The following is a 24,811-nucleotide window of genomic DNA, read 5'->3' on the forward strand; positions in this document are numbered from 1 at the left end:
ACGGCAGGCCGAAGCCCGCCACCCAGGGGAGGAAAGACATGATCAACCGCAAGACCGCATTCTGCGGCGCCTCGGCGCTCGCCATGATGATCGCCGGCACCGCGACCGCACAGGTCCAGCCACAGCCGCAACCGGCCCTCCCCGCCGCGTCGCCTTCGGCCAGCGTCACCGCCGACGGCACGTCGCCTGCCGCCGACACCGGCGCGGCGCAGATCAGCTCGGCAGGCCCCGCCCCCAGCGAGACCGCGGACGCGGACATCGTCGTCACCGGCAGCCGCATCCCCGCCAACGGATTCGGCGCACCAACGCCCGTGACGGTCGCCAGCGCGACGCAGCTCAACGCCGCGGTGCCGACCACGCTCGGCGAAGCGCTGAAGCAGCTCCCCGCGCTCTCTTCCTCGGTCGGTCCGCGCGGTGCGCAGACGTCGAGCGGCCAGGGCGGCGCGTATCTCAATTTGCGCAATCTCGGCCCGACGCGCACGCTGACATTGTTCGACGGTCGCCGCTTCATCCCCAACGACGGCAGCGGCCAAGTCGACACCAACCTGTTCCCGCAGGCACTGGTCGAGCGCGTCGAGGTCGTCACCGGCGGTGCCTCGGCGGCCTATGGCTCCGACGCGGTCGGCGGCGTCGTCAACTTCATCATCAACAAGAAGTTCACCGGGCTGACCGGCACGATCCAGGGCGGCGTCACCACGTACGGCGACAATGCCGAGCAGAAATACGAGCTCGCCTACGGCACGCCGTTCGCGGGCGGTCGCGGTCATTTCCTGGTCAGCGGCGAATTCTTCCGCAACGAAGGCGTCGAGGATCGCCTGAGCCGCAGCTATTCGCGCAAGAGCTGCCAGCCGATCGCGCTCCCCGCCGGCTCCGCTACCTCGCGCGAATTCGCCTGCGACGTGCGCGTTGCCAACGCGACCTTTGGCGGGCTGATCACCGGCCCGACGGCCTTCCGCGGCACCACCTTCGACGCCAACGGCCAGGCGATCCCGTTCATCTACGGTACCAGCCTGACCAATTCGACGATGATCGGCGGCAGCGGCCCGCGCCCGCAGTTCGCCCCGCTGATCTCCGAGCTCGAAAAGCACATCGCCTATACGCGCGCCAGCTATGAGCTGAGCGACGCGGTCACGGTGTTCGCGGAGGGCAATTACGGCAAGACGCACAACGACTATCAGGTCGGCTCGTACAGCAACCAGATCGGCACCACCGCACTCGTGATCCGTCGCGACAACGCCTATCTGCCGACCACCATCCGCGATCGCATGACCGCGCTCGGCACGCAGACGCTGACGATGGGCCGTTACGACGACGATCTGCCGCGTACGCAGGTCAACGCCGACAACGAGACGATCCGCGGCGTGCTCGGCCTCGAGGGCACCGTTTTCGGCGGGTTGAAGTGGAACACCTATGTCGAGGCGGCACGCAACGATCGCCATCTCGCGCTGACGAACGATCTCATCCAGCAGAACTACGTCAACGCCGCCGATGCGGTGGTGAACCCGGCGAACGGCCAGATCGTCTGTCGCTCGACGCTGACCACACCCGGCAATGGCTGCGTGCCGGTCAACGTGTTCGGCTTCCATGCGCCGACCGACGCCGCGCTGAACTACGTCACCGGCACCAACACTGCCGATCAGCGCTTCAAGGAATTCGTCGCGGCGGGCTCGATCGCGGGTTCCGCGTTCCAGAACTGGGCGGGCGATGTCGGCTTCGCGGCGGGCCTCGAATACCGCAAGCAGAGCTTCAACCAGACCGTCGACGCGCTGTCGGAGGCGTTCAATCCGGTCACCAATGCCGAGGGTGCGTACCGCGTCGGCAACGCCAAGGCGCAAAGCGGCGAATATGAGGTGACCGAAGGCTTCCTCGAAGTCGACGTGCCGCTGCTCCGCGACGTCAATCTGTTCAAGGCGCTCGACTTTAACGGTGCGGTGCGGCGCACGCATTACACCACCAGCGGGTCGGTGACGACATGGAAGGCCGGGCTGACCTGGGCGATCAACGACGAACTGCGCTTCCGCGGCACGCGCTCGCGCGATATCCGCGCGCCCAGCCTGTACGAGCTGTTCCAGCGCGGCACGACCAGCTTCCAGCCGCAGGTGTTCGACCGCGCGACCAACAGCACCGCGACCAACGTGCGCTCGGTCGTGCTCGGCAATCTCAATCTGACGCCCGAGGTCGCGAAGACCACGACGTTCGGCGCGGTCTATTCGCCGTCGTTCCTGCGCGGGTTCAACGCCTCGATCGATTTCTACGACATCCGGATCAAGGACGCGATCGCCTCGCTGTCGTTCCAGCAGACGCTCGACGACTGCTTCAACGGCAGTGCGGCAAGCTGTGCGTTCGTCCGCCGCAACGATGCGGGCCAGCTGATCCAGATCGATCTGGTGACGCAGAACCTCGCCGCGTTCGACACCCGCGGGATCGATTTCGAGATGAGCTATAAATCGCGCATCGCGACCGACGCGAACCTGTCGCTGCGGCTGCTCGGCAATTACGTCGATCGCTATATCCAGCGCACGCCCAACGTCGTCGCGGTCGATCGCGCCGGCCAGATCGGCACCGCGCCGCACTGGCGGATGACCGGGCAGGTCCAGCTCGACGCCAAGCCGTTCAGCGTCTTCACGCAAGGCCGCTTCATCGGCGGCGGCGCGTACGACAAGGGTACCGTGCCGACCGATCTGGCGCAGCGCCACTTCAACGGCCAGCTGCTGGTCGACACGCGGATCGGCTACAAGCTGCCGATGGGCGGCGATGTCGAGACGTATCTGAGCGTCACCAACGTCTTCAACCAGCTGATCAACCCGTATGTCTCGAACGGCCCGTCGGGCGTCCAGGACTTCGACTCGATCGGCCGCACCTTCCGCGCCGGCGTACGCTTCACGTTCTGATCGGGGGCAGTCGGAGTTGTGGTCTGCGACGGATAGCAGCTCCACTCCGTCACCCCGGACTTGTTCCGGGGTCCACGGTTCCGCAAACTCAAGTCTCTCGATTATGCGGAACGGTGGATGCCGGAACGAGCCCGGCATGACGGAAGAACGGGTTGGACTAGCTGGCTTCAACTGACGGTCCATCCATCCTACGCGTGCCCGAATATATCACGATAGCGACCAGCGTAACCGCACGCCGGCCACAGGAGCGAAGACGCATGAATGCAACCCTGTTCCGCGGCGTCCTGGTCGGCGCGCTCGCCGGCCTGTTGTTCGGGTTCGACACCGCGGTGATCGCCGGCACGACCGAAGGCATCCGCACCGCGTTCGGCCTCGATGCGGCGGGGGTCGGCATCACCGTCTCCAGCGCGCTCTGGGGTACGCTCGCCGGCGCATTGCTCGCAGGCGTGCCCGGCGATCGCTACGGCGCGCGGACGTCGCTGAAGGTCATCGCGCTGATCTACCTGGTTTCCGGCATCGGCTGTTTCGCCGCGTGGAACTGGGGTGCGCTGCTCGCCTTCCGCGTGCTCGCAGGGTTCGCGGTCGGGGCGTCATCGGTGCTGGCGCCAGTGTACATCGCCGAGATCGCGCCGGCCGAAAAGCGCGGCATGATGGTCGGGGCGTTCCAGCTTAACATCGTGCTCGGCATCCTGGTCGCCTATCTCAGCAACGCGATCGTCACCGGCATGGATCTGGGCGCGCTCGACTGGCACGTAAAGTTCGGCGTCACCGCATTGCCGGCGCTGCTGCTGCTGGTGATGATGTTCACGATCCCCGACAGCCCGCGCTGGCTCGCAGCCCGCGGTCGTGAAGCCGAAGCCGAAGCCGTGCTCCAGTCGCTCGGCGTGGCGGACCCGGCCGCCGACATCGCCAGCTATCGCCAATCCAACGTCGCCGCGGCCGCACGAAAGCCGCGGCTGAGCTGGGCGCGGCATCGCCGCCCGATCCTGCTCGCCTTCGCGATCGCCTCGTTCAACCAGCTCTCTGGCATCAACGCGATCCTCTATTACCTCAACGACATCTTCGCCGCCGCCGGGTTCGACAGCGTTTCCGCGGACCGCCAGGCGATCGTGATCGGTGCGTGCAACCTGTTCTTCACCGCGCTCGCGCTGACCGTGATCGACAGGATCGGCCGCAAGACGCTGCTGCTGATCGGTGCGGCGGGTCTCACCGTCATGCTGTCGGGGGTCGCCTACGTGTTCCTCAGCGGCCAGCATCAGGACATGCTGCTGTGGCTGCTGATCGGCTTCATCGCCTTCTTCGCCTTCTCGCAGGGCGCGGTGATCTGGGTATATATCAGCGAGATCTTCCCGACCGACGTCCGCTCGCGCGGGCAGAGCCTGGGCTCGTCGACGCACTGGTTCATGGATGCGATCATCGCGATGGCGTTCCCGCTGGTCGCCGCCTATTCGCGCGGCGCACCGTTCATCCTGTTTGCGGCGATGATGGCGCTCCAGTTCGCGGTGGTCCTCGCGTTCTTCCCCGAAACCAAGCGCCGTTCGCTCGAAGCGATCGAGACCGCATTGTGAGCGCCTTGCGGCTGCTGATCGCCGGCCTGCTGGCACTGGCAGCAACGCCCGCGCTCGGTCGCGACGGCGCGCTCGATCCGGGCATTCGCAATCCGCTGCTGCCCGGCTATTTCGCCGACCCGTCGATCGTCCACGATGGGGACGAGTGGTTCGTCTTCGCGACGATCGATCCGTGGGGCGCCGACACACTCGCCCTGTGGCGCTCGCGCAACTTCCGCGACTGGACCTTCGAGACGCCGAACTGGCCGACCAAGGCCGCCGCGACCAGCCCGACGTCGGGCAAGAGCAAGGTCTGGGCACCCTCGGTCGTGAAAGGCCGCGACGGCAAATTCTGGATGTACGTGTCGGTCGGCAGCGAGATCTGGGTCGGCAGCGCGGATCATCCCGCCGGCCCGTGGCGCGATGCCAATGGCGGCAAGCCGCTGGTTCCGCGCAATTACCGCCCCGGCCTGCACATGATCGATGCCGAGGCGTTCGTCGACGATGACGGCCAGGCCTATCTCTACTGGGGATCAGGGCTGAACTGGGTCAACGGCCACTGCTTCGTGGTGAAGCTCAAGCCCGACATGGTGACGTTCGACGGCGAACCCCGCGACGTCACCCCGCCGCACTATTTCGAAGCCCCGTTCATGCTGAAGCGTGGCGGGCGATATTTCCTCACCTACTCCTTCGGCAACACGACCAAAGATACGTACCAGCTGCGCTATGCGGTCGGCAGCTCGCCGATGGGGCCTTTCAGCGAAGTGTCGGATCAGCCGCTGCTCGCTACCGATACGAAGCGGCAGATCATCAGCCCCGGTCATCACGCGATCTTCAGCGCGGGGGGCGAGGATTTCGTCCTTTACCACCGCCAGGCGCTACCGTTCACGCCAGCCGGCGACATGGTGCTGCGCCAGGTCGCGGTCGATCGCCTCGCCATCTCGGGCGACCGGCTCGCGATCGTCCCCACGCATCGCGGCGCCGATGTTCCAAGCACCGCCGCGCGGCGATCGGGAACGAGACTTGGCCGGCTGACCGCGTCGGGCTCCGCTGACCCCTCCCATTCCGCTACCGCAGCCGGCGACGACAATTACGCTACCAGTTGGCACTCCAACCCCGGCGCAGCGTGGTTGCAGGCTGATCTTGGCACGGTGAAGGCCATTGGCGCGACGACGCTCCGCCCGGCCTACCCAACCGCGACGGTCCGGTTCAGCGTCGAGGCCTCGTTGGACGGCAAGGTCTGGCAACAGATTGCAGCCGAACGCGCCGCCAGTGGCTCGCCGATCACCCTCCCCGCTGTCGCGAAAGCCCGCTTCGTCCGGCTCGTCTTCCCGCAGGGCGCCGACATCCTCGAATGGAATTCGCCGACCCGATGACCTACCGCCCTCTCCTTGCCGCCCTGTTGGTAACCGCCGCGCCCGTTACCGCACAGCGGGCGCCGGTCGCCGTCCCCATCCAGCCGCAGGTCTCGGCCGACCGGCCCGATTGGGAGAACCCCGCGGTCTTCGCGATCGGCAAGGAGCGCGCGCGCGCCACTGGGTTCCCGTTCGAAACCCGCGCCGCCGCGATTGAGGGGACGATGGAACGCTCGACGCGGTTCGTCACGCTCGACGGCCAGTGGAAGTTCGCTTTCTCGCCCGACGCCGACAAGGCACCGAAGGATTTCGCCAGCCTCGCCTACGACGTGTCGCAGTGGAAGGAGATCAAGGTCCCCGCCGACTGGCAGGCCGAGGGTTACGACCAGGCACGGTTCAACAACGTCACCTACCCCTTCCCCGCCAACCGCCCGCTGATCCCGCACGCGACTAACCCGGTCGGCTCGTACCGCCGCGACGTCGACGTACCGCGCGACTGGAGGCGAAGCGACGTCATCCTCCACATTGGCGCTGCCGGCTCGGCCTATTACGTCTGGGTCAACGGCCACAAGGTCGGCTATTCGGAAGACAGCAAGCTGCCGTCCGAGTTCGACGTCACCCGCTGGATCGAGCCTGGCCGCAACAGCGTCGCGATCCAGGTCTATCGCTGGTCCGACGGGAGCTATCTCGAGGACCAGGATTTCTGGCGCGTGTCGGGGATCGAGCGCTCGGTCTACCTGATGGCCGCCCCCAAAGCCCGGGTTGCCGATACGTTCGTCAAGGCTGGCCTCAGCGGCGACTATCGCGAGGGCACGCTCGATATCGCGCTCGACCTCACAAACGCTGCGCGCGGTCACACTGTCCGCGCGACCGTGATCGATGGCGACCGCACGTTGCTGACGAAGACCGCGCCTGCGACGGGGGCCAAGCTGTCGCTCACCGGCACGCTGCCCAGCATTCGCCCCTGGACCGCGGAAACGCCCAACCTCTACACGCTGCTCGTCGAACTGCTCGACCGCAAGGGCAACACGGTGCAGGCGACCGCCCGCCGCATCGGCTTCCGCAGCGTGGCGATCCAGAACGGCCTCGTCACGGTCAACGGCAAGCCGATCACGATCCGCGGCGTCAACCGCCACGAGCACGACCCCGAGACCTTCCACGTCATCTCGCTCGCGTCGATGCGCCGCGATATCGAGCTGATGAAGCTCAACAACGTCAACGCACTACGCACCTCGCACTACCCGAATGACGAACGGCTCTACGACCTCGCCGACGAATACGGCCTCTACGTGATGGACGAGGCCAATATCGAGAGTCACGCATATATGTCCGCCGCCAACCGCGGCGGACGCACGCCCGAGAGCATCCAGATCGGCTACGACCCCGCCTGGGAAGCCGCGCATGTCAGCCGCGTCGTCAACATGGTCGAGCGCGACAAGAACCATCCCTCGATCCTCTTCTGGTCGCTCGGCAACGAAGCCGGCACCGGTCCCAGCTTCGAGAAGGCCGCGGCGGCCGCACGCGCGATCGATCCGACCCGGTTGATCTCGTATCTCGGCTACAGCCAAATCAACGATTTCAAGCCGAACGCATACGCCGACATCTATGCGCCGATGTACGACAGCCCGGCCAGGATGCTCGACTATGCGCAGCATCCCGAGTTCAAGCAGCCGATGATCCAGTCCGAATACGCCCATATGCAGGGCAATTCGGGCGGCAATTTCAAGGAATATTGGGACGCGATCTATGCGCGGCCCGACCGGTTGCAGGGTGGCTTCATCTGGGACTGGGTCGACCAGTCGATGTACCGCTATACCAAGGACGGCCGGCGGTACTGGGGCGATGGCGGCGAATACGGCCCCAACCCCGGCGGCGAGATCGAATTCGGCGACGGGCTGCTCAACCCCGACCGCACCCCGCATCCACAGCTGTTCGAAGTCCAGAAGGTGTACGCACCGGTCCAGTTCACCGCCGTCGATGCGGTCTCGGGGCGGTTCACCGTCACCAACCGCGACGATTTCCGTGATTTGTCCGGCTTCGATTTCGACTGGACGGTGAACGAGAACGGCGTTCCTCTCGCGCAAGGCGCAATACCGGCGTTGCATACCGCCGCGCATGCGACCGAGCCGTTCACGCTGCCCTTGCCAAAACTGCCGCCCAAACCGGGCGCAGAGTATCTGGTCACGATCCGCGCTCGCGCAAAGGCGGGCACGATCCCGCTGGTGCCGGCGGGCCACGTCGTCGGCTGGGACCAGTTCGCGCTGGGAGTCCCGATCCCGGCGCGCATCACGGTACCGCGCGGTCGCACGACCTTGCAGGAAACCGGCGGCACGATCGCGTTGACTGCCGGTGACGCCAGCCTGACGATCGACCGAAGGACCGGCCTGATCGCCAGCTATCGGGTCGGGCGCGACGAGTTGCTGAGCGGCGGCGCGCCGAATTTCGCGCGGGCGTTGACCGACAATGATATCGGCACGCGGGGCGAGGCCGCGAATGCGCCGTGGCTGGCGATGTCCGCCGCGCGCACGGTCGAGTCCGTCAAGGCCGAGCGCATCGGTTCGGGTGCGGCGGCGGTCACCGTGCGCTATGTCATGGGCGAGGATGCGGTCCGCTTCACCAGTCGCTACACGATGCGCGGCGACGGCAGCGTCGACATCGCCGGCGCGTTCACGCCGCTCAAGCAGGACCTGTCGGACCCACTCCGCATCGGCTTTCAGTTCGCGGCACCGAGCCGGTTCAAGACCATCGAATATTATGGTCGCGGCCCGCACGAAAATTATGCCGATCGCAAGACCAGCGCGGCGATCGGCCTGTGGCGCGGCGCCATCGCCGATCAGAACCACAACTTCATGCGCCCGCAGGAAACCGGCACCAAAAGCGATGTTCGCTCGATGTCGCTGGACGGCGACGGCCAGACCGGGCTCAAGCTGGCAGGCGATCGTCCGCTGTCGATGAATGCGCTCGCATTCCCCTATGAAGATCTCGCGCGCCGCGCGCCCGGCACGCGCAAGAGCACCGATATCGTGCCTCACGACCATGTCTCGGTGCTTGTCGATGCTCTGCAGTCGGGCCTGGGCGGGGATACGACATGGAACGCACAAGGTCGCCCGTTGCCGAAATACCGTGTACCACTCGCGCCTGTTCGATTCGTTTTGCGACTGGTCCCCATACCAAGCCATCGATTCTAGATCGGCCACGCTCGCCACGCGGGTCAGGCCTCCTACGTTGCAAGCGACCGCTCCTCCGATAGGGCGAACCAGCCCAGCATGTTCGCGATCACCGCCTGAAGCTTCGTCGGAATCGCAAGTCACCAGGCAGGCGGTTGCCCAATTGATCGCCAAGGGGGGCAAGCAGATGGTCAATGTCGAAGCCGCGTCACGCCTCCTGAGCGGCGCGGCGTTCAATGCCGCATTTTGGGTTTGCGCCAGCGAGACGCCGCAAAATGCCCTTCCGCAGGCGATCGCCGCGTTCCGGCTGATGGCTGAGGGCTTTTCGGCAAGACGGGGCGGCGCCGCCTTCGATAGCGATTGCGACTATCGACCAAGTTGCTTCTAGATCAGTTAGTGAACGCCTGAGCCTTCGGTAGCTTTGAGGCGACTGACATCGTTCACTCATATGCTGACAGATGACCGCCTTCGGCCGCGTTCTCGCACAAACACGCGGTCTGCGCCCCTTGGAAAACCACTATCCACTTTCGACCCAGGCGTTTGGAGACCGCCCTCCATATCCGGGTCGATTTTCTTGATCTGGTCGTATGCCATCGCTCGCCGTCGCATACATCCGGCGGTCAACGTGGACATCGGGATGGACCCGGCATTAATTTTCTTGAAAAAATCTAATGATTTTAGTGCAAGATGGCGGAGACGGAGGGATTCGAACCCTCGGTACCAGTAAACCCGGTACGGCGGTTTAGCAAACCGCTGGTTTCAGCCACTCACCCACGTCTCCGGCTGCAGCAGATGCGGGGCTATAGCGAGGGTCGGCGAAGGGGGCAACGCCTGTAATCACGTGCACCCTCGAATTCGTCATTCGTCCGCATCTACCCGTTCACCGCGATTTCGCCCGAATTCGACAGGTGCTCGGCGTTCGTTCATTGCGCGGCAAGCCCCGCGCTGGTTAACTCGGCCGCAAGGGGGTAGTCCCCCTGGTTCGGGGTGCCTCCCGTGTTTTCGGCGAGTTTGGGGATCGACATGCGTAGCTTCTGGCTTGGCCTAGGTGCCATCGCGACCGCCGTCTGTGGTGGCGCGGTGGGTGGTGCCGCAACCGCGTCCGCGCAGGTTCGCACGATCGATCCCAACCAGGCGATCGATGGCGATCTCGCGCCGCAAGCCTATCAGCCGCCCGCGCGTGCTCAGACGACCCAGCCCTCGCGTCCGGCGGAGACCGAGACGACGGTCCAGAGCGATCCCAACCCTGCGCCGCCCGCGCCGCCGCCCGGCACCGCCTCGCAGGCCGCCCGCGCGGAAGCGACGACGCAGGCGGCCGACACCTACCAGCGCGACGACCTGCTCGCCGCCGGCGAAGGCGTGTTCGGCAAGGGCGCCGCGGGACTTGGGGGCATCCTCGAGAACATCCTCAAGGACCAGGGCCAGCCCAACGCCTATATCGCCGGGCGCGAGGCCTCGGGCGCGTTCGTGCTCGGCGTCCGCTATGGCTCGGGGATCATGAGCCACAAGGTCGAGGGCCAGCAGCCGGTCTACTGGACCGGCCCGTCGGTCGGCTTCGACATCGGCGGCGACGCGAACAAGGTCTTCGTGCTGGTCTACAACCTCTACGACACGGAGGAATTGTACAAGCGCTTCCCCGCCGTCGAAGGCCGCCTGTACCTGGTCGGCGGATTCGCCGCGACCTATCTCCGCCGCGGCAACGTCGTCCTGATCCCGATCCGCTTGGGTGTCGGCTGGCGCGCTGGGGTGAACGTCGGGTATATGAATATCACGCACAAGAGCAGGTGGTTACCGTTTTAGGCGAAGCGCGGCAGGCGGCCACGCCCGCCTGACTCGCGCAAGCCCGGCCGGCGGGGCACAGCCCCGTCCGACGACGTGGGCTTTGCCCATGGCGCGCTTGGAGAACGCAACGACTCCAAGCTACCGCTCCAACCCACCCCAGAAGTTGACGCCCCCACCCGACACGCTACGCCAAGCCAATGGCAAAACCCGACCGCCTCGCCCGTCTCGACGCCCAGCGCGAGGACCTCGAAACCGACTACCGCGACACGCTCCTGGCAGCGCTCGAAAGGACCGCATCCGGCTCGCTCGGCCTGTTCGATCGCACGCCGGACCGCCGCGTCCGCGCCGCGATCGCCCCGACGATCGACGCGCTCACCGAAATGGGCACCGACATCGATGCGATGCGCGACCGCCTGATGCTGGAGCCGTTCGCGCTTCACCGCGACTTCTTCGCCGCCCGCGGCCCGGTCAGTGCGAGCGCGGTCGGCGAGCAGAAGGAGGCGCGGTTGTGGCTCGACCGTTTGAAAGCGCAGGATCCGACGACCTAGACGGTGTGCCCCCGCCCTCACCCATCGCCGCCTGCGGCGTCTTCCCTCTCTTGATCGGAGAGGAATGGCCCGCGGCCAACCAGCCTGGAGAAGGGCGAAGCCGCAGCCCGCGTTACCCTTCGAACCGCCACCCCAGTTTCGTCCCCGCCAGGAACGGCACCACCGCGGTATCGCCCGAGCCGATCGCTCCAGGCACCTCGACCGCCTCGCGCACCAGCGACACGGTCCCCTCGTTCAACGGCAACCCGTAGAAGCGCGCCCCATGTTCGGAGGCGAACCCCTCGAACTTGTCGAGCGCGCCCTCCTCGTCGAACACGCTCAGATACGCCTCCAGCGCGAACGGCGCGTTGAAGATCCCGGCGCACCCGCACCCCGACTCCTTCGCCCCCACGACATGCGGCGCGCTGTCGGTTCCCAGGAAGAACCGCGGCGATCCCGATACCGCCGCCCGCCGCACCGCGAGGCGATGCGTCTCGCGCTTCAGGACGGGCAGGCAATAGGCGTGCGGCCTGAGCCCGCCGTCGAACAGCGCGTTGCGGTTAATCAGCAGATGCTGCGGCGTGATCGTCGCGGCGATCGGATGATCCGCCTCCGCAACGAACGCGGCCGCCTCGGATGTCGTGATATGCTCCAGCACGATCTTCAGTCCCGGATAATCGCGCGTCAGCGGTGCCAGCGTGCGGTCCACGAACACCGCCTCGCGGTCGAAGATGTCGATCGCCTTGTCGGTCACCTCGCCGTGGATCAACAGCGGCATGCCGATCCGCTGCAACGTCTCCAGCACGCTGGTCAGCGCGCGGATATCGGTGACGCCGTGCGCGGAATTGGTCGTCGCATGCGCGGGGTACAGCTTGCACGCGGCGAACACGCCCTCGGCATAGCCGCGCTCGATCTCCGCCGGATCGATGCCGTCGGTCAAATAGCACGTCATCAATGGCGTGAACGCGGCACCCCCCACCGCCGCCATGATCCGGCCCCGATACGCCCTGGCCGCCTCGATCGACGTCACCGGCGGGGTCAGGTTCGGCATGATGATCGCACGCGCGAACTGCCGCGCGGTATGCCCCGCCACCGCCTCCAGCATCGCGCCGTCGCGCAGGTGGACATGCCAGTCATCGGGGCGGCGGATCGTGAGGCGCTCGGTCATATGGCTCTCCTATCGGCGCAGGCGCACCGACGCCAGACGCAGCTTCACGTCCGGTCGCGCTTGGAAATCCCACGGCGCGCACTAGGTGGTAGCGATGACCCAGCCCATTCCCGACGCGACGCCCGGAACCATGCTCGCCGACCGCAGCGTGATCCGCATCGCCGGCGAAGACGTCCGGGGCTTCCTGCAAGGGCTGGTCACCGCCGACACGTCGCTGCTCGCGCCCGCCGCCCCGGCTTGGGCGGCGTTGCTGTCGCCGCAGGGCAAGGCGCTGTTCGACTTTATTCTGTGGGCGGACGGCGACGACGTGCTGGTCGACGTCGAGGCGACACAAGCCGAAGCACTGACGAAGCGCCTGTCGCTCTACCGCCTGCGCCGCGCAATCACGCTGCGGCCCTATGCGTTGAAAGTGCATTGGTCACTCGATCGCGCCCAGGGCGTCCCCGACCCCCGTCTCGCCGCGCTCGGTCATCGCTGGCTCGCGCCCGACGCCGCGCCCGCGACCGACTGGCACGCGCACCGATTGTCGCTCGGCGTTCCCGAAGGCGTCGCCGAGCTCGGCGCGGGCGAGACACTCTGGCTCGAATGCAACGCACGCGAGCTGAACGGCGTCAGCTTCACCAAGGGATGTTACGTCGGCCAGGAAAACACCGCGCGCATGCATCACCGGTCAAAGGTCAACCGCCGCCTCGTCGTTGCCCCCTTGACCGAACCGAGCGCCCGCACCCGTGTCACCTACCCCGACCGGGGGCTGACGGTAGAGCACCGCCGCATCGAAGCGCTCGGCGACGCGCTGATTCCCGATTGGCTCGCGACAGCGTTGGCGGAAGACAATCCGCCAACGCTGTAGAGCCTCGCGTCGCGTGTTCCAGCAAGAGCATGTGTTCACGCGAAGGCGCAAAGGCGCGAAGAGGGTTCGGGCAGGCAGCCTCACCTGCTCGTACATGCGTTTTTGGAATGGCTTCCCAATCGTTCGATCGTGGCCCGAGAGGCCGTGGTATCGAGATCAAACATCTTCGCGCCTTTGCGCCTTCGCGTGAACACATCGACGCTCCGCTGGACGCTGCCGATCGATGAGGTCGAAAGTCAGAAATTTGTTCGCGCGGAGGCGCGGAGAGTTGCCGCTTGAGGATGTGGTGGGACGTCAGCCGATCAGGTTACCGATGGGCGAAGTCGATATTCGAAAGCCGCATTCGCGGGCGCCGCCCGCCCCAAACGATCCATCTCCGCGCCTCCGCGCCTTGGCGCGAACAGAATCGACGCCCACCAAATCCACGAACCCCGCAGCCGAAAAATCGCCCACGCAAAGCACAAAAGAAAAGGGAGGCCGGCTTGCGCCGACCTCCCCGATCTTCATTCCGTAACCGACCCGAGGGCCGATTGGCGAAAGTCTTACTGGCCCGAACCCGGACCGTAGGTGACTTCCACGCGACGGTTCTGCACTTCGCGAACGCCATCGGCGGTCTCGACGCGCGGACGGCTCTCGCCGAATGCTTCCGTCGAAATGACGCTGTCCGGGATGGCATGCGAAGACAGATATGCCTTCACGCCATCTGCGCGGCGCTGCGACAGACCGACGTTGTACGAAGCCGAACCCGACTTGTCCGCGTGACCTGCGAGCATGACCTGTGCGTTGCCGCACGACTGGTACTGCGTGACCGCGTTGTCGAGGATCGACGCTGCCTCTGGCGTGATGTCCGACTTGTCCCATTCGAAGAACACGATGAACGGACCAGGCGAGCAGACCACTTCGACCGGCGCCGGCGGCGGCGGAGGAGGCGGGGGAGGCGGCGGCGGCGGCGGCGGCGGCGGCGGCGGAGCAGCAGGCTCGCCGAAGTTGTACGTCACACCACCAAGGATGCTGTGCGAACGATAGCGACCGTCGAACACGCGGTTCGAAACGTCGACCAGCTTGACGTTCTCGGCGTTGAAGAAACGATACTTCAGCGTCGCGTCGATGTGGTCGGTCAGCGGTGCACGGATACCGGCCAGGCCCTGATACGCGAACACGGTGTCCGAGTCGTTCAGGAAGTCGCCGTTGTTGTTGAGTGCGTACTGCGCCTTGACGCGAGCAACACCAACACCACCGCCGACGAAGCCCTGGATGCCATCGTCCGGACCGAAGTCCAGAAGGCCGTTCAGCATGAAGCTGAGAGCCGACGACGAACCACCAGCGTAGTCGTAGTTGCTAGCCGGCGCGTTGCCGCGAAGGCCAGTTGCACCGAAGGTCGGCGTGGTCGTGGTCGACGAGTAGCCGTCCACGGTTGCCTTACGGTAGCCGACTTCGGTTTCGAGGCGGAAACCGCCAAAGTCGTAGCCCATTACGGCGTCGACATCGTACCCATAGTCATGATCGACCGAACCGGCGTTATTCAACGCGCCGATATCATAGTCGATGTCTTCAACGATCATCCCACCGCCTTCGACGCCAACGTACCACGACTTGTCGCGGGCGAGGGCGGGAGTGGCGAGTGCGGTGGAGGCGAGTGCCAGAACGACGGCAAGCTTCCGCATACTAAAATCCCCTTTCATGAGTGTCACACGGACATCGCAAACTCCCTATCCTCGGGCTTGTTTCCACGCAAGCTAACAAAAGTTGATACTGTTGCTGGAACGACACAGTTTTCAGGGTGTTTTAGCCCGCAATCAGCCCGTGCCCCCGCAAAGCGCCCAATATGACGCCAATCGCGGTCCGCGCCTGGATATCGGCCACCGTGCCGCCGACCGGCTCGGGAATCGCCGCGCGCCTTGCGCCGACCACGTCGTTGCCGCCGATCGACACGCGCGTTCCTGCGATCACGCCCAGCGTCCATCCGCCACCACCGAAGCGCGCCGCCAGCCCGTCGGCGATGCTCCACACCGACATGCCCTCGCGCGGCACCAGGAACCGCCACCCGCCGCTCGTCCATCCCGCGATCGCCCGCGCCTGCCCGGTCCAGGCTCCCGTCGGTGCGGTGCCGACGATCCATCCGTTCCCCACCGTCGGCGCTGCCGGCGGTACGTTGGTTCCCACCGCCAGCACGCTCGCCTGGACCGCAAGATCGAGCAATGTCAGCGCCTCGTTGTGCGTCGTCTCCTTCTGCGCCTGTCCCGGCTGCAGCAACGGCAATGCCAGCCGCGATGTGGTGTCGTCGCTCATCTTTCGTTCCCCCGTTCGATTATCAGGCCGATACGATCAGTTCCGCGGCCAGCGACTCGCCGAACACGCCGCGCTGCCGCACCGCGACGCTCGCCGGCTCGGCCCTCTCGGCCACGGTGATCACCACCGACGGTTCCGCGACGTCGACGTTGCGGGAGCTTCCGCCGGCCGTGATCGTCACGCGGTACGCTTCGGCCTCCTCGGCCAGCGGCGCATCGACCCCGTCGATCCAGCGCCACCCCGCCCTGCTCCGCCGCGTCCACCGCACCGTGGCGCTACCGTCCACCTCGCCGGCCGATCGCAGATGCACCGGTGAAGGCGGCACTACCGACGCCCCCCGCATCACGCACCGCGTCTCGACCGGCGTCGCATCGCCCACCCCTGACGCCATCACGCGTATCTCGCGTCCGAGCACCGACACCGGCAGGTCGAACGTCCGCGCCGCCTCGGCTTCCAACAGCACGAACCGATCCCCGATCACCTGTAGACCGGCCGCCTCGGTTCCCCGCCGCCCACGCAGCAACCCGCTCAGCCGCCACCGCGCGCCACCCAGCGGTTCCGCTCGCCCGAACTGGAGGAGTTCATCGCCGATCAAAGCCAGGTTCACACCGCGGTCGAGCGACGCCGCATCGGCATCTCCCAGCACCATGTCGGCCTGCGCCAAGATGACCTCGAACGCGCCCCGACGATCGACCAACGTCGCCAGCGCACCCGGCGCCACCACCGCGATCGTCCCCAGCACCGCAGGCGCAGCCGTCGCCCCGGCCGCCACCCAGTTCAGTCCATCGTCCAGGCTGTAGAGCAAGGCCGCCTGCCGCCACGCGGCGCCCATACCCGAGATGCAGCGCATTCCGCAGCACCCGCGCCGGCGTCAGGTTATAGCTATCGTCATACCCGCCTGCGATCCGCACCCCATGCTCGGGCACCACCGCATCGCCGATCGCCAGAACCGACCCCGGCCCCTCGCAGACCAGATCGGTCCACTCGACCCACCCCTCGCGCGGCGCCGCCAAGGGGACGTCCACCCCAGAATACTCCGGCGGCACCACCGACACGAACATCCGGTCGATATCCCCCGCCCACACCGGATCCGCATCCTCGGGCAGCTCATACCCGCCGACCATCGCGCCAAAATCCAGCGAGACGACCGCGTCCTCCGGCGCCCCCACCGCATAATTCCACAATCGCACATACCAGGACCGAGCGCCCCCCGCCGCATCCCGCCCCTCGATCGTCAACGTCGGGCCGTTAATGGCATCCAACGCTATCACCCCCGAAGACAGCCACCGAAACCGCAGCCGACACGCCCGAAAATCCCGCGAAGTCTCGTACTTCAGCAAGGGATGATCGAAGCGATCCACAGCCTCCCAGATCACCCCGGCCAGATCGTCCGCCTTATAAAACACCGCATCCACCCGCAGCGACGCGGGGCTGGTGGTCACAACCGAAGCCATCATCGGCCGAGGAAAATCCACCGTCCAGAATCTCGGATCGAACCGAGACACAAGCCCCTCGACCTGCACAGTCCGCCCCGAGCAAAGCCAATGCGCCATAGGTTTGTCCTTCCTAAACCCTCGCCCCTACGGGGAGAGGGAGGGGCCCGCGCGCCCTTGCGCGTGGGAGGGAGAGGGGAGTGAGGCGAGGAACGCCCACCCCACGCACTCCGTCACCCCGGGCTTGTTCCGGGGTCCACCGTTCCGCGAATCAACGGCTGACGATCAAGCGCAACGGTGGATGCCGGAACAAGCCCGGCATGACGGATACGATCGCCACTCCAGCGCCATCACTCCACCGCCAAAGCCGCCTTCACAGCCCGAGCCACCTGCCGGCTCGACTGCGCCAACACCCCAGGCACACTCCCCCCAGCGGCGTTTACGGTGATCGCCACCCTCACCTCCCGAACCCCGCCCCCCGGCGCACCAGTCTCAACCCGCCCGCTGGAAGTAGGCACGAACACCTCCGCCCCCCGCTCCCCCACGACATAAGCCCGCCCCGGAGACACCGGCCCACCAGTCGCCCGCCCCGGCAGCCCACCGACCAACCCAGCCAGCGCCCCGCTCAAACCCCCACCACTCAACACCGACTGAACCCCAGCCTTCAACGCCGCCGAAGCAATCGCATCCAGCGCCGACAGCGCCACCCCCTTCAGCTCCTCGAACCCCAGTTTCCCCGACCGAACCGCGCGCAACAGCCCGGCCTCCAACCGAAGCGCAGCCCGCTCCGCCCCGCTCCCGAGCACCCCCTCCAATTCCCCCCGCATCGCCTCGACGTCACGCGAGAACCCGGCCGTATCCGCCCGCACGCTAACCAGCGCCGTGTCGAAATCATCCATCAGGAAAAGCCCCCCTCAACCGCGCGATCGTCGAAGCATCGGGCGGCGCCGCAACGTCGCCCACCAAAGCTGCGACCACCCCCGCCAATTCCGCCGGCGTAGCCCGCCAGAAAACCTTCGGCGCCCATCCCAGCACCGCCCCCGCAAACCCGGCGAGCCGCTCAGCGCTGTCCGAGAACGTCACCGTCCCGCCAGGATCTGCCGCAACAGCACCCGCAATACCGGCGTCACCGCGGCCAGCCCGGCCTCGACGACAGCCTCCCCCAGCCGCTCCCGGGTAACCCCCTCCGGGCACTCGCGAAGGCAATGCCAGAACAACCCCACCATCTCCCCAATCCCAAGCTTCCCCTCCGCCGCGCGCTCCACCAGCGCAAACAAAGGCCCCAACTCCCCCTCGGCCGCGACCAAAGCCGCAAAGCTAGGCCGCAACACAAGAGTCTCCCCCCCAACCCGAAGAGATCCCTCCCCCCGAACCGGATTCGCCAAATCACCCATGAGAATGTCCTTAGAAACCCCCTCGCCCCTCCGGGGAGAGGGAGGGGCCCGCGCGCGCTTGCGCGTGGGAGGGAGAGGGGAGTGAGGCACGGAACACTCGCCCCAAAGCCCCTCACCCTCCCGTCGCAAGAGCTCCTCCCTCCCTCTCCCCGACGGGGAGAGGGAAAGTTAACCCACAACAACAGCCCCGGAACTCTCCAGGCTAAGCGTATAAGACCGCTCCCCATTGAAATCCCCGGCATAGTCCAGCCGAGACACCAGGAACTTCCCCGTCATCGTGTCCCCCCCCTCGAACGCCAGCCGATAATCATCGAGCACCCCGGTCAGCGCGCTAGCCTTCACCCGCAACTCCGCCACAGACCCGGTAAAAACCCCAGCCCCCGACACGGACACACTCCGAACCCCAGCCCCCGACAGCAACTGCCGCCACCCGCCAGAATCCTTGGTGGTAACAACGATAGCCTCCCCATTCACCGACATCTGCGTCGTCCGCAGCCCCGCCACCGTCGCGTAGACCACCGGCACCGCCCCGTTCCCCACCTTCAGCAGGAACGCACTCCCCTTCTCCACCGCCATGTCAGCCCCTTCCTTGTTTCCCCGCGAAGGCGGGGACCCAGCCTGCACCGCGTCTTCGCGGCGCATCTCTCAAGTCTCGAAGCTCAGCTCTCGCGGTACATCCGCACCAGAAACTCCGACGTCCCGCGCCACCGATCCCCGACCCGCAGCACCCGAGACCGCACCAGCGCCAGCCGCACCACCCGCCACCCCTCGCCAAGATCGGACGGAAGCGCCTCCAACCCCTCCTCCGCCACCGCCAGCAGAGAACGAACCCGAACCGGCCGCTCCCCCCCATCGAACAGCGTCAAAAGAACGCGCCCCTCCCGCCCAACCCAGGTCTTCGTACTCCAGTCCGACAACACCGGCTCGTCGACCACCGCATAAGGCAGCCCCCCACGCACCGGCGGCGCATCGAACACGCTCACGTCCAGCACCGCGTTCAACCGAGCCACGACGGCAGCCTGCAAAACCACCCGCCCACTCACGAATGCACCTCAAGGCCCAACCGCATCCGCCGATAAGGCCGCCACAAAGCCGCAACCGCAGCCGGCGGCGCCACATCGCTCTCCCGGTGGTCAAAGAGGTGCGCGACCAGCATCGCCACCCCCTGCGCGATCGGCGCCGGCACCGCCTCGAAACTCAAGGCCAGCCCAGCCGAATACGCCACCGCCACCCGCCCCGCAGACCCCGCGGCCAGTACACGAACCCAACCAACCCCATCCGCATCGATGTCGACCGCATACGCCCCGACCGCCAACACGAACGGCGCCCCCTCCATCGGCAACCCGGTCAATCCGGAAATCACCGTGACGGGCGCGACCATCAACCGCCGCCACCCCGCCGCACTGGTCACCACATCCTCGAACGGCCGCACGATCACCGCCGCCCCCAGGAAAGCCTCCCCCAGCAGCAACGCCGTCGACGCCAACCGCGCCAGCACCAAGTCCTCCCCCGACTCCACCCGCAACAAAGCCCTAGCCGCGACGACCACCTCAGCGATCACCCCGGCAGAAATCGCCGACCCACCCATGGAACTTCTCCTATTTCCCTCGCCCCTCCGGGGAGAGGGAGGGGCCCGCGCGCCCTTGCGCGTGGGAGGGAGAGGGGCGTTAGGACAAGCACCCCTCGTCCCAAACCCGTCCCGCCGAAACTCAAGCCACCGAGAACTTCATCAGCTTGATAGCCTCGGAGTTCGTCACGCACCCACCAACCCGCTTGGTCGCGTAGAAATTGACAAACGGCTTGTTAGAATACGGATCGCGCAGGATCCCAGTCTCCGTCCGCTCGGCGATAATATACCCCGCCCGGAAATTCCCGAACGCGATCGCCAGCGCATTCGCCGCGATATCCGGCATGTCCTCGGCCTCCACCACCGGATACCCCAGCAGCGTAGCCGGCACCCCAGCCGCCAGCGAAGGCGCCCAGACGAACGCCCCATCCGTCGTCTTGAACTTCCGGATCCGCGCCAGAGTCGCCGCATTCATCACAAAACTGGCCCCCTGCCGATAAGGCCCGCGCAAAGACTGAACCAGATCGATCAACCGCTCCTGCGGGTTCGCCGAGAAGTCCCCAGCCGTACCGCTAGCGAGATACTGCAAGGTCCCGAACGCCCGCACGCCATCAGCCGTCGCCGCGGTAGCAGACGTCAAAAACCCCTTGGGCCGCGACACGCCCGACCCGGACACGAACGCCGCCCCCTCGGCCTTCGCAAACTCCATCGCGATCTCCCCCGCCAACCACTCCTCGACATCGAAAGCAGCATCGTCGAGCATCGCCTGGCTAGCCGAAGGGTTCGCATACAGCTCCCCCGTAGGCGGCGCGATCTCGGTGAAAACCGGCGAAGCCGTCTCCGGCCGAGCCGCATTCTCCGCCGCCCACCCGGACGGCGTACCCCCGGTCGTCACCAGCTTGCGATACCCGGCCGAGCCAACCTTCACCACATTGGCAATCGCCCGGATCGGCGACACCGCCTTCAGCAAAGTATCGATCTGAGCATCGATCTCCCGCGGCACCGCAAACCCGCCCGAGTCACCGGTCACCCCGGTAAACGCCTTCATCTCCAGCGTAGCGCCAGTCCGAACGAACCCCGAAAACGCCGCATTCACCCCGAGAGGAGCCGCCCCCTCCAAAACCGGCCGGTCAACAACACTCATATCCATCTCCTCACCCGAAAACGAAAAAAGGCGCCCCGCAGGACGCCTCACAAAACTCACTGAATCCCTCGCCCCTCCGGGGAGAGGGAGGGGCCGCGCGCTCTTGCGCGTGGGAGGGAGAGGGGCGTGAGGCTAGGAACACCCGCGCCAAAGCCCCTCACCCTTCCGTCGCCAAGCGGCTCCTCCCTCCCTCTCCCCGACAGGGAGAGGGACAAGCCGCTAAGGCACCACCTCAACCCGAGCCAAAGCCTGCATAGGAACCGCCACCAGACTAACCTCCACCAGGTCCACCGCCAGCAACTCTCGCCGCACCCCCTGCCGCACGGACGTCGCCCGATACCCAACCGACAACCCAGCCACCGCCCCGGCTCGCACCAGCCGAGCCAGCTCCAGATCCGCAACCACCCCCTCGACCCGCAACCCCCGCGCATCCTCCGCAACAACGGACAAGGACCCGACCGCCACACCCCGATGCTGCCACAACAAAGGCACCACCCCGGCCCCAGCAAAAGCCCCCCGCCGCACCACATCCCCAGCCCGATCGACAACATCGAACACCGCCGCATACCCCGCAAACGCGACCGCGCCCGTCACTTCAACCACGCGGCAAACCCCAGCTTCACCGCCAGCCCCGCCAGCATCAGCGCCATCGCCAGCCGAGCGATCCACCCCACCACCGCCTTCCAAACCGACCGCTTCGCATCCCGCCAAGCCGCCAACAGCTCGCGCAACTCCGCCACATCCTCCCGAGCCCGCTCGTCACTCAAAGCAACCCGCGCCAAGGCCCGAGCCGCCCCCAATTCCCCCGCCTCCTCCACGATCGCCCGCAGCGTCACCAGGTCGACACCACGTTCAGCCCCCTGCCGCATCAACTGCGCCAAAACCGCCCCATCCATCAGACCACCTCCTCGCCCGTCGCGCGTCGCGCGACATCAAACGGCATCGCGCCCGGCGCGATCTCCAGCAGAGCCCGCTTCTCAGCATCGCTGAGAAAGCCAGCCCCACTCACCATCCCCCAAAGCCGCTCGCGATCCTCCGCCAGCGCCGGCACCCGGTCGAGATCGACCGAAATCGCCGCCCCCTCGAACCACCCGGCCAGCCCCTGCGCGATCCCGCCCAGCACCGCGGTCGCCAGCGGCAAAATCGCCAGCCGCCACAGCGCGCGATTGGCCTCGCGGTAGTTCGCATAGGAATTGTCCCCCGGCAGCCCGAGCAGCATCGGCGGCACCCCGAACGCCAGCGCGATCTCCCGCGCCGCCGCCGCCTTCGTGCCCACGAAATCCATATCCGCCGGCGACAAGCTCAACGCCTGCCACCGCAAGCCGCCCTCAAGAAGCATCGGCCGCCCCGCATTCCCCGCCCCCGAGAACGAAGCCTCCAGCTCCCCCTTCAACCGCGCGAACTGCTCGGTCGACAACACCGCGCCGTCCTTGGGATCGTACATCAACGCCCCCGAAGGCCGCGCCGCGTTATCCAGCAAAGCCTTGTTCCACCGCGCCGCCGCATTGTGGATCGCCACCGCCCCCGAAGCCGCCCCCAGGCACCCCAGCCCATAATGATCATCGACCGGATTGAAGCTCTTCAGATGGATCACCTCGGGCCGAACCGGATCCGCCTGCAACCGAGCCACCCGCTCCCCGACCCGGTACCGATACGCCGCCGGCCACCCACTGGCAGCCGGAGGATCCACCCCGACGACAACCCGCACGACGGCAGGCGCAAAAGCCACCCGCCGAGACTCCACCAGCGCCCGAGTCCAAAGCGCGCCCACGACATCCTCGATCAGTTCCCCATCCAGCTCCTGCCGCCCCAACCGCGTCCCCGCATAGGTCGCGGTCACCGCCTCGACGAAACTCACCGGCAGATGCACATTATCGCGCGTCCGCCCCTGCGACCGCACCACCCCCGGCAGAGCCAAGATCCGCCGCAGCAACGCCACCGGCCGCGGCGTCGTCGTCACCACGATCCGCGGCAGCTCGCCCAGCCGCAGCCCCATCATCAGATTATCCCACGTCGCATCGCCGTTGCGCCACTTGGCCACCTCGTCGCACCACGCCGCCAGATGCTCCGGCCCGCGCAACGCCTCGGGCGCCTCCGCCGAATAGGCGAACGCCAACGCCCCATTCGCAAACCGCAGCTCGCCCGAGCCAGCCCGCCACACCAGATCCTCGTCATCGCGCGCGACGGCGAGCAACCCGCTCTCCCCCTCGATCATCACCCGCCGCACATCCTCGATGGTCGCCCCGACCAGCGCGATGCGGGCGCCAGGGTTGTCCCGCGCGACCTGACTGACCCACTCCGCCCCCGCCCGCGTCTTGCCAAACCCACGCCCCGCCAGAATCACCCAGATCCGCCAGTCATCCGCCGCCGCTCCCGAACCCGCCCCCGCTGCACCCGCACCCGCACCCGCACCCGCACCGGTCTTCAAATGCTGCCCAGGATGCGCCCACACCTCCCACCGATCATGCAGTTCATGCTGCTCGGCCGCAGTCAGCATCCCGACCAGCCGTGCCCGTCGTGCCGCAGGCAACGCCGCGAGCTCCGCGATCACATCCCGACCATTCCCGGCCCGACCATTCCCGGCCCGACCACTCCCGGTAACGCCTTCGCCCTCTGTCCCGCCGACCGCCTCACGCGCACGACCGTCTGAATTGCTCCTCGAATCCTCCAGAGCCAAGCGGTCGGTTTCATCGGCCACGCTACGCACTCCCTCGCCAGACCGGTCATCGCTCATGCTGCGCGCCATTCTTCAGGATCATCCCGGCCCCAGCCCCGGCTCCGTTCCCGTCATCACCGACCACGCCGCCCAGGACGATCACCGCCGGCGGCGCCACCAACCGCTTGGCCAAGGCATCCAGTTTCTTTGCGATCGAAGCATTGGTCTCCTCCACGGTCGCGCGCCGGCGATGCGATTTCGGTCGTTTCCCGCCCTTCGCCTGCGCGGTGCGAAACCGACCGAGCATCGCCAGCGCAACCTGCACCGCCTGCATGCTCGCCAGCCGCACGACACCCGTATCCGGCACCGAAATGCCCCCAAGATCGCTGCCGGAATCGATGGCGGGATCGCTGCCGAAATCGATGGCGTCATCGCTCGCAGCCTCGCCAGCCAAGTCCTCGGCGGCACGCTTGCCAGTGTCGCGCGTCTCAGCCACGAAATCTCCGCTCAGCCCGGCAATCGCCGCGGCCAGCAGCGCCTCCTCGAGCCGATCATACCCGTCGGCCAGCGCCGCCGCCCACGCCGCTGCAAAGGCGGGATCGCGGAGCCTCAGCGCATACGCGGTTCCAAACCCCATGCCGACATCCGCGGCGGCGGCCCTGACGTTGCAGGTCGTTCCCAGCACGCGCAGGAATTGCGCCCGCCGCGCCTTGGTCCACCCGTCGAAGCGCGGCGCGCGCACCTGAATACTCCGGTTCTTGCACGTGCCGATTATAGTCGCGCCACTCCCAACCGGCCGAACACGAGCATGTGTACCGGCAGTCGCCCCCGTCTTCCGAAAGCTCACCATCCCGCGCCCCCGCCCATGTGAACCAAATATGCGAACCGACCCGCCAGAACGCGAAAAGGCCGGCGACACCCGAGGCTCCACCCCGACCGTCCCGGCCTCTCTCCGCCCGAGCCACCAACCCGACCCGCAATTCTTCAGCGTTCCCGTTATGTACCAAACGAGCGTGACGATGTCAAGCGGTTTAACCGATC

General features: G+C 66.6%; 23 protein-coding genes, 1 tRNA gene and 1 pseudogene. 8 read left to right on the forward strand and 17 right to left on the reverse strand.

Annotated elements, in window-relative coordinates; translation table 11 throughout:
- Positions 1-38 precede the first annotated feature (38 nt).
- The 5 genes from AC3D24_RS11420 to AC3D24_RS11440 all read left to right on the forward strand — a co-directional run bounded on the left by AC3D24_RS11420 (position 39) and on the right by AC3D24_RS11440 (position 9,348).
- Positions 39-2,891, forward strand: a complete 2,853-nt coding sequence (locus tag AC3D24_RS11420; RefSeq protein WP_489030724.1) for a TonB-dependent receptor domain-containing protein — start codon at positions 39-41, stop codon at positions 2,889-2,891.
- 257 nt (positions 2,892-3,148) lie between these two features.
- A complete protein-coding gene (locus AC3D24_RS11425) occupies positions 3,149-4,459 on the forward strand; it encodes a sugar porter family MFS transporter (protein WP_489030725.1) in 1,311 nt (436 codons plus the stop codon).
- Positions 4,456-5,814 carry a family 43 glycosylhydrolase gene (locus tag AC3D24_RS11430; RefSeq protein ID WP_489030727.1) on the forward strand — a complete coding sequence of 453 codons (1,359 nt, stop codon included), beginning with the start codon at positions 4,456-4,458 and terminating at the stop codon, positions 5,812-5,814. Before AC3D24_RS11425 ends, AC3D24_RS11430 begins: the two co-directional genes overlap by 4 nt.
- Positions 5,811-8,981 (forward strand): glycoside hydrolase family 2 TIM barrel-domain containing protein, encoded by a 3,171-nt coding sequence (locus tag AC3D24_RS11435; RefSeq protein ID WP_489030729.1) that lies wholly within the window; start codon positions 5,811-5,813, stop codon positions 8,979-8,981. Before AC3D24_RS11430 ends, AC3D24_RS11435 begins: the two co-directional genes overlap by 4 nt.
- Positions 8,982-9,123: 142 nt before the next feature.
- Positions 9,124-9,348: a hypothetical protein gene (locus tag AC3D24_RS11440; RefSeq protein ID WP_489030731.1), complete on the forward strand. Its 225-nt coding sequence runs from the start codon at positions 9,124-9,126 to the stop codon at positions 9,346-9,348.
- 300 nt (positions 9,349-9,648) lie between these two features.
- Here the strand turns inward: AC3D24_RS11440 and AC3D24_RS11445 are convergent.
- Positions 9,649-9,741, reverse strand: a tRNA-Ser gene (locus tag AC3D24_RS11445).
- 242 nt (positions 9,742-9,983) lie between these two features.
- On the opposite strand from AC3D24_RS11445, the gene AC3D24_RS11450 reads away from it, so the two are divergent.
- Complete coding sequence (locus AC3D24_RS11450) at positions 9,984-10,760, forward strand: DUF1134 domain-containing protein (protein WP_489030733.1); 777 nt, start codon at positions 9,984-9,986, stop codon at positions 10,758-10,760.
- A 179-nt stretch (positions 10,761-10,939) separates the two neighbouring features.
- Entirely contained in the window at positions 10,940-11,290 is a 351-nt protein-coding gene (locus AC3D24_RS11455) for a hypothetical protein (RefSeq protein ID WP_489030734.1), read from the forward strand.
- Between the two features lie 112 nt (positions 11,291-11,402).
- Here AC3D24_RS11455 and pyrC read toward each other — a convergent pair whose 3' ends face one another.
- Entirely contained in the window at positions 11,403-12,437 is a 1,035-nt protein-coding gene (pyrC, locus tag AC3D24_RS11460; protein ID WP_489030736.1) for a dihydroorotase, read from the reverse strand.
- A gap of 94 nt (positions 12,438-12,531) precedes the next feature.
- Here pyrC and ygfZ point away from each other — a divergent pair, with 94 nt between their 5' ends.
- A complete protein-coding gene (gene ygfZ, locus AC3D24_RS11465) occupies positions 12,532-13,287 on the forward strand; it encodes a CAF17-like 4Fe-4S cluster assembly/insertion protein YgfZ (RefSeq protein ID WP_489030738.1) in 756 nt (251 codons plus the stop codon).
- A gap of 542 nt (positions 13,288-13,829) precedes the next feature.
- On the opposite strand, the gene AC3D24_RS11470 is transcribed toward ygfZ, so the two are convergent.
- From AC3D24_RS11470 to AC3D24_RS11540, 15 genes and pseudogenes are all read right to left on the reverse strand, one after another.
- Positions 13,830-14,951, reverse strand: a complete 1,122-nt coding sequence (locus AC3D24_RS11470; protein ID WP_489030739.1) for an OmpA family protein — start codon at positions 14,949-14,951, stop codon at positions 13,830-13,832.
- Between the two features lie 121 nt (positions 14,952-15,072).
- On the reverse strand, positions 15,073-15,576 hold the full coding sequence (locus AC3D24_RS11475) for a DUF2793 domain-containing protein (protein WP_489030741.1): 504 nt from the start codon (positions 15,574-15,576) through the stop codon (positions 15,073-15,075).
- Between the two features lie 22 nt (positions 15,577-15,598).
- On the reverse strand, positions 15,599-16,426 hold the full coding sequence (locus tag AC3D24_RS11480; RefSeq protein WP_489030743.1) for a GTA baseplate fiber-binding domain-containing protein: 828 nt from the start codon (positions 16,424-16,426) through the stop codon (positions 15,599-15,601).
- A pseudogene (locus AC3D24_RS11485) lies at positions 16,407-17,129 on the reverse strand (non-contractile tail sheath protein); the annotation flags it as partial. The gene AC3D24_RS11480 and the pseudogene AC3D24_RS11485, both read right to left, overlap by 20 nt.
- 230 nt (positions 17,130-17,359) lie before the next feature.
- Positions 17,360-17,911, reverse strand: coding sequence for a tail tape measure protein (locus AC3D24_RS11490; protein ID WP_489033136.1), 552 nt, complete (start codon positions 17,909-17,911; stop codon positions 17,360-17,362).
- Positions 17,901-18,203, reverse strand: a complete 303-nt coding sequence (locus tag AC3D24_RS11495) for a phage tail assembly chaperone (protein WP_489030745.1) — start codon at positions 18,201-18,203, stop codon at positions 17,901-17,903. Before AC3D24_RS11495 ends, AC3D24_RS11490 begins: the two co-directional genes overlap by 11 nt.
- Positions 18,089-18,403, reverse strand: coding sequence for a gene transfer agent family protein (locus AC3D24_RS11500; RefSeq protein WP_489030747.1), 315 nt, complete (start codon positions 18,401-18,403; stop codon positions 18,089-18,091). The genes AC3D24_RS11495 and AC3D24_RS11500 overlap by 115 nt, the downstream gene beginning before the upstream one ends.
- Before the next feature lie 168 nt (positions 18,404-18,571).
- Positions 18,572-18,979 (reverse strand): phage tail tube protein, encoded by a 408-nt coding sequence (locus AC3D24_RS11505; RefSeq protein ID WP_056060976.1) that lies wholly within the window; start codon positions 18,977-18,979, stop codon positions 18,572-18,574.
- Between the two features lie 83 nt (positions 18,980-19,062).
- On the reverse strand, positions 19,063-19,413 hold the full coding sequence (locus AC3D24_RS11510) for a DUF3168 domain-containing protein (protein WP_489030749.1): 351 nt from the start codon (positions 19,411-19,413) through the stop codon (positions 19,063-19,065).
- Positions 19,414-19,442: 29 nt separating this feature from the next.
- On the reverse strand, positions 19,443-19,991 hold the full coding sequence (locus AC3D24_RS11515) for a head-tail connector protein (protein WP_489030750.1): 549 nt from the start codon (positions 19,989-19,991) through the stop codon (positions 19,443-19,445).
- 121 nt (positions 19,992-20,112) lie between these two features.
- On the reverse strand, positions 20,113-21,114 hold the full coding sequence (locus AC3D24_RS11520) for a phage major capsid protein (RefSeq protein ID WP_489030752.1): 1,002 nt from the start codon (positions 21,112-21,114) through the stop codon (positions 20,113-20,115).
- A gap of 219 nt (positions 21,115-21,333) precedes the next feature.
- On the reverse strand, positions 21,334-21,783 hold the full coding sequence (locus AC3D24_RS11525) for an HK97 family phage prohead protease (RefSeq protein WP_489030753.1): 450 nt from the start codon (positions 21,781-21,783) through the stop codon (positions 21,334-21,336).
- Positions 21,705-22,010: a DUF6127 family protein gene (locus AC3D24_RS11530; protein ID WP_183129183.1), complete on the reverse strand. Its 306-nt coding sequence runs from the start codon at positions 22,008-22,010 to the stop codon at positions 21,705-21,707. Before AC3D24_RS11530 ends, AC3D24_RS11525 begins: the two co-directional genes overlap by 79 nt.
- Positions 22,010-23,860: a phage portal protein gene (locus tag AC3D24_RS11535; RefSeq protein ID WP_489030755.1), complete on the reverse strand. Its 1,851-nt coding sequence runs from the start codon at positions 23,858-23,860 to the stop codon at positions 22,010-22,012. Before AC3D24_RS11535 ends, AC3D24_RS11530 begins: the two co-directional genes overlap by 1 nt.
- Positions 23,838-24,512: a hypothetical protein gene (locus tag AC3D24_RS11540; protein WP_489030757.1), complete on the reverse strand. Its 675-nt coding sequence runs from the start codon at positions 24,510-24,512 to the stop codon at positions 23,838-23,840. Before AC3D24_RS11540 ends, AC3D24_RS11535 begins: the two co-directional genes overlap by 23 nt.
- Positions 24,513-24,811 lie beyond the last annotated feature (299 nt).

Source organism: Sphingomonas sp. SL1004 (assembly GCF_057815015.1).

Excerpts from the sequence above, each read along its gene's own strand:
- AC3D24_RS11425 (WP_489030725.1), top strand. The coding sequence starts at position 3,149 with ATGAATGCAACCCTGTTCCGCGGCGTCCTGGTCGGCGCGCTCGCCGGC.
- AC3D24_RS11535 (WP_489030755.1), bottom strand. The coding sequence starts at position 23,860 with ATGGCGCGCAGCATGAGCGATGACCGGTCTGGCGAGGGAGTGCGTAGC.
- AC3D24_RS11515 (WP_489030750.1), bottom strand. The coding sequence starts at position 19,991 with ATGGGTGGGTCGGCGATTTCTGCCGGGGTGATCGCTGAGGTGGTCGTC.
- AC3D24_RS11500 (WP_489030747.1), bottom strand. The coding sequence starts at position 18,403 with ATGGGTGATTTGGCGAATCCGGTTCGGGGGGAGGGATCTCTTCGGGTT.
- AC3D24_RS11455 (WP_489030734.1), top strand. The coding sequence starts at position 10,940 with ATGGCAAAACCCGACCGCCTCGCCCGTCTCGACGCCCAGCGCGAGGAC.
- AC3D24_RS11480 (WP_489030743.1), bottom strand. The coding sequence starts at position 16,426 with ATGCGCTGCATCTCGGGTATGGGCGCCGCGTGGCGGCAGGCGGCCTTG.
- AC3D24_RS11435 (WP_489030729.1), top strand. The coding sequence starts at position 5,811 with ATGACCTACCGCCCTCTCCTTGCCGCCCTGTTGGTAACCGCCGCGCCC.
- AC3D24_RS11530 (WP_183129183.1), bottom strand. The coding sequence starts at position 22,010 with ATGGATGGGGCGGTTTTGGCGCAGTTGATGCGGCAGGGGGCTGAACGT.
- pyrC (WP_489030736.1), bottom strand. The coding sequence starts at position 12,437 with ATGACCGAGCGCCTCACGATCCGCCGCCCCGATGACTGGCATGTCCAC.
- AC3D24_RS11505 (WP_056060976.1), bottom strand. The coding sequence starts at position 18,979 with ATGGCGGTGGAGAAGGGGAGTGCGTTCCTGCTGAAGGTGGGGAACGGG.
- AC3D24_RS11475 (WP_489030741.1), bottom strand. The coding sequence starts at position 15,576 with ATGAGCGACGACACCACATCGCGGCTGGCATTGCCGTTGCTGCAGCCG.
- AC3D24_RS11420 (WP_489030724.1), top strand. The coding sequence starts at position 39 with ATGATCAACCGCAAGACCGCATTCTGCGGCGCCTCGGCGCTCGCCATG.
- AC3D24_RS11520 (WP_489030752.1), bottom strand. The coding sequence starts at position 21,114 with ATGAGTGTTGTTGACCGGCCGGTTTTGGAGGGGGCGGCTCCTCTCGGG.
- AC3D24_RS11470 (WP_489030739.1), bottom strand. The coding sequence starts at position 14,951 with ATGCGGAAGCTTGCCGTCGTTCTGGCACTCGCCTCCACCGCACTCGCC.
- ygfZ (WP_489030738.1), top strand. The coding sequence starts at position 12,532 with ATGACCCAGCCCATTCCCGACGCGACGCCCGGAACCATGCTCGCCGAC.
- AC3D24_RS11450 (WP_489030733.1), top strand. The coding sequence starts at position 9,984 with ATGCGTAGCTTCTGGCTTGGCCTAGGTGCCATCGCGACCGCCGTCTGT.